Genomic DNA, 3,205 nt, shown 5'->3' with positions numbered 1-3,205 from the left:
CCCAGACCGACAAGGACGATCAGGGCCGTCTGCTGGATGATCCCTTTGATCCCCGTTGCACGGAATGGCTGGTGGAGATTCCTACAGCGGTGAGCTGGGCCAATCTGCCCGGGGCGGATCAGGTGGACCTGAGCCGGTTTTCCGCCACGGCGCAGTTTGATTTCTACATGCAGGTGCAGCAGTTCTACGTGGGGCACAACACCAGCGCCACCATTGAACTGCGGGAGGAGGAGATTCGCCCGCTGGCCCAGGTCATTCACCAGACCATCCACGGGGATGGCGGCTACATCTCCGCAGCGCTGCTGGCCCGGTTTGACGCCAACGCCACCTTCCCGCGCCTCCCCTTCGAGCCCATCAGCAAGGAGGTATACGACCAACTCCACGCCGCCGTGTTGACCCGCCGCCGCGAGGAGGATTTCTTCGCCGCCCTGCAACGGCATGACCACGGTCTCCAGACGGAGGCCGGTCCCATGGCCTGTGACTCGGACAAGTGCCTGATGCCGGAGAAGCCATCCTGACGCCAGTAGCGCCAACCCAAACCTTACGGGCTGTGGCAGAATCCCCCATGGCCCTCCGGGGCGGCGCAACGGGAGGAGGGGTGGCCGAGTGGTTGAAGGCAACGGTCTTGAAAACCGTCAACGCGCAAGCGTTCGTGGGTTCGAATCCCACCCCCTCCGTTTTCTTTGGGAGTTGCCTCAGTGACGAGTGACAGCCAGCTTAAACAACCGCCAAGGCCAACCACTACCCTCCGGTTTCCACCAACGCCTTTCTGGTTGATCTCCGCGGTGCTGGTAGGCCTGCTCTGGGGTCTTCAGGCGCTTCGACACGTCTTATTGCACAGCGCCGGCTGGGATCTGGGCATCTACGACCAAGTGGCCTGGCAAATGAGCCAGGGGCTGGAGCCCCGCTCCACCCTGCTGGGTCTGCACCACATGGGCAACCACGGGGCCTGGATGTTCTATGCCATTGCGCCGCTCTACCGGCTGGCGCCGTCGGTGCATTGGTTGTTCTTGACCCAGGCGCTGGGGTTAATTCTCACGGCCTGGCCCCTGTGGCATCTGGGTGCGCAGGCAGGTCTGAAGTCACGGGAGCGGTGGCTGATCTGTGGGTTGTGGTGGCTCCAGCCGGTGGTGTTTAATGCCAGCTTTGTTGTTGATTTCCGTCCGGAAACCTGGGCCATGCCCCTGTTGGCCCTGGCCATTTGGGCCAGCCGTGCTGAACGGCGCTGGCTTTGGCTCTTCTGCCTGTTTGTCATGATGGGCTGCCGAGATGGGCTCGGCCTGATTGTGGTTGGCCTGGCCCTGGAGCAGGGCTACCGTCGACGCTGGCGCTGGGCAGGGGAAGCGCTGCTTCTGGGGGGGGGATGGCTCTTGTTTTTGGCCAAGGGTCTTTATCCGGTTCTGAATAACGGTGTTGGACCAGCAGCCCTTGGGCGTTATCAACACCTTGGCGATGGTGTTGGCGACATTCTTCGCAATGCATTCTTCAGCCCGGTGGAGTTTCTCGGGGCCTTGGACTGGGTGAACATTGTCTTCTATCTGTTCCTGTTGAGCCTGCCCCTGGCTTTCTACTGGCGCCGCTATTCCCTTCCGGTGCTGATCGCAACACTGCCCTTGCTGATAGCCAATGGTCTCTCCTCGTGGGAATCTCAGCAAGATGTGGTCCATCATTACAATCTTCCCCTGGCTGTTCTTCTGGTTGTGGCCAGCATGGACGGCTTGACCGCTGACCTGCGCCAGGGCCGTCTCTGGCTGACGCAGCGGCTCTGGTTCTGCTACTTCTGGGCAACCCTGTCTTGGGCGCTGCTGGCCAAGCCGGGGTATTTCTTTGATCGCTATCTATCAAGAGTGGACCAAGTGGAAACTGCCCAGGAGGCTATTGCAAAGGTTCCTGGCAATTCCGCAGTTTTAACACATGATTATCTGGTCCCCCATTTAAGTCATCGACCACTGATAGAAAGTCCAAGTCGTGAGAGGTTGCCAACCGCAGAACAACTGGCTCGATTGGATGTTGTTTTGCTGAATCCCGATAGCCCAGGTAAGCTGAGTCGAGAACATGCTACGGCCATCATTAATTCTATTCAAGACCTGGGCTGGAGTTGTCAACAAGAAGATAAAAGTGATCAATTTATTCTTTGCCAGAAATTGTTTTGACAACCATCAGGTAATCACTAATCCGGCTATGGATAACGGAAGCTCTGAACAAGTCTTTTTGCCCTTGCTGGGCTTTTGAAAAGCCTTATGGAGATAGGGGAGTCAGAGCCTGATGGTGCGTGATTCCGGCTTTTTTCAGAGGTTCCATAACAGGTACACCATGACATCTAAGGAAAGCCTGGGAAATTCGTTCCAGGCCGTCTGGTCTTATTGAGAAGCCTTATGCCAACTGGGTTCTGAGACCCTGTAGTTGCCCCATTCAGGCATTTTCCAGGCTTTCCCTAAGCCATCCACGCCCCCTCGTCACCCTGATCCCAGAGCCAACGTGATTGGCCGGATGACAATGACCAGTTGGCGGCGTCCATCACCCAGTCTACAGCCGGTTAGAGGAAGCAAATCCACCAGAGGAGCCGCCCCTTCCCCAGACCTGAGAACACCCCGGCAAGAATGAAACCCTGCTCAACCGTTGAGCCGTTGCCACCACATGCCGGCCAGTTGCCAGCTTGACCAGAGAAAGATCAGAAGGTAGAGCCAGTTGAGCCAGGCGGGGCGTTTCATGGCTGGTGGGCATTGCGACCAACAGCTTCCCATGGCGGCCTCAGCCGCCTGTGCCGAACAGACGATCACCGGCATCCCCCAGGCCTGGCAGAACGAGTCCCGCCGGATCCAGTTCCGGGTCAATGCAGGCGGTGTAGATCACCAGATCAGGGAAAGCGGCCCCAACCCGCTGCAGGCCCGGCGCAGAGCAGAGCGCTGTAATCACCCGCAGCCGTTTGCCCTCCACCCCCATGGTTTTCAAGCGCTCCAGCACGGCCATCATGGTGTCCCCCCTGGCCAGGATCGGGTCAAGCACCAGCACCCCGGTCTGCGGGTGGATGGTATCCGGCAGGCCGTTGTAGTACCACTGCACCGTACCAGTTTCCTGATCGCGCCGCAGACCCACGTGCCAGATCCGAGCATGGGGGAGCACAGACTGGGCGCCGTCCCAGAGCCCCAGCCCGGCCCGCAGAACGGGCGCCGCCGCCAGATCCACCCCCTGATCCACCACATGG

Annotated in this window: 2 protein-coding genes, 1 tRNA gene and 1 pseudogene; 3 read left to right on the top strand and 1 reads right to left on the bottom strand. The window is 59.2% G+C overall.

Annotated features, from left to right (window positions below):
- The 3 genes and pseudogenes from BG35_RS11000 to BG35_RS0108050 form a co-directional block, all read left to right on the top strand.
- Positions 1–518: pseudogene (locus BG35_RS11000) on the top strand (ribonucleoside-triphosphate reductase, adenosylcobalamin-dependent); the annotation flags it as partial.
- Between the two features lie 74 nt (positions 519–592).
- Positions 593–677, top strand: a tRNA-Ser gene (locus BG35_RS0108055).
- Positions 678–785: 108 nt separating this feature from the next.
- Positions 786–2,153 carry a DUF2079 domain-containing protein gene (locus BG35_RS0108050; protein WP_161632574.1) on the top strand — a complete coding sequence of 456 codons (1,368 nt, stop codon included), beginning with the start codon at positions 786–788 and terminating at the stop codon, positions 2,151–2,153.
- A 598-nt stretch (positions 2,154–2,751) separates the two neighbouring features.
- Here BG35_RS0108050 and upp read toward each other — a convergent pair.
- On the bottom strand, positions 2,752–3,205 hold a 454-nt coding region (gene upp / locus BG35_RS0108040; RefSeq protein ID WP_025782418.1), incomplete at its 5' end, for a uracil phosphoribosyltransferase.

It is taken from the genome of Candidatus Synechococcus spongiarum SH4 (assembly GCF_000586015.1).
Classification (GTDB): Bacteria; Cyanobacteriota; Cyanobacteriia; order PCC-6307; family Cyanobiaceae; genus Synechococcus_B; species Synechococcus_B spongiarum_F.
Note: the sequence above shows the minus strand (reverse complement) of the source record. Positions and strands in the feature narration are given on the sequence as shown.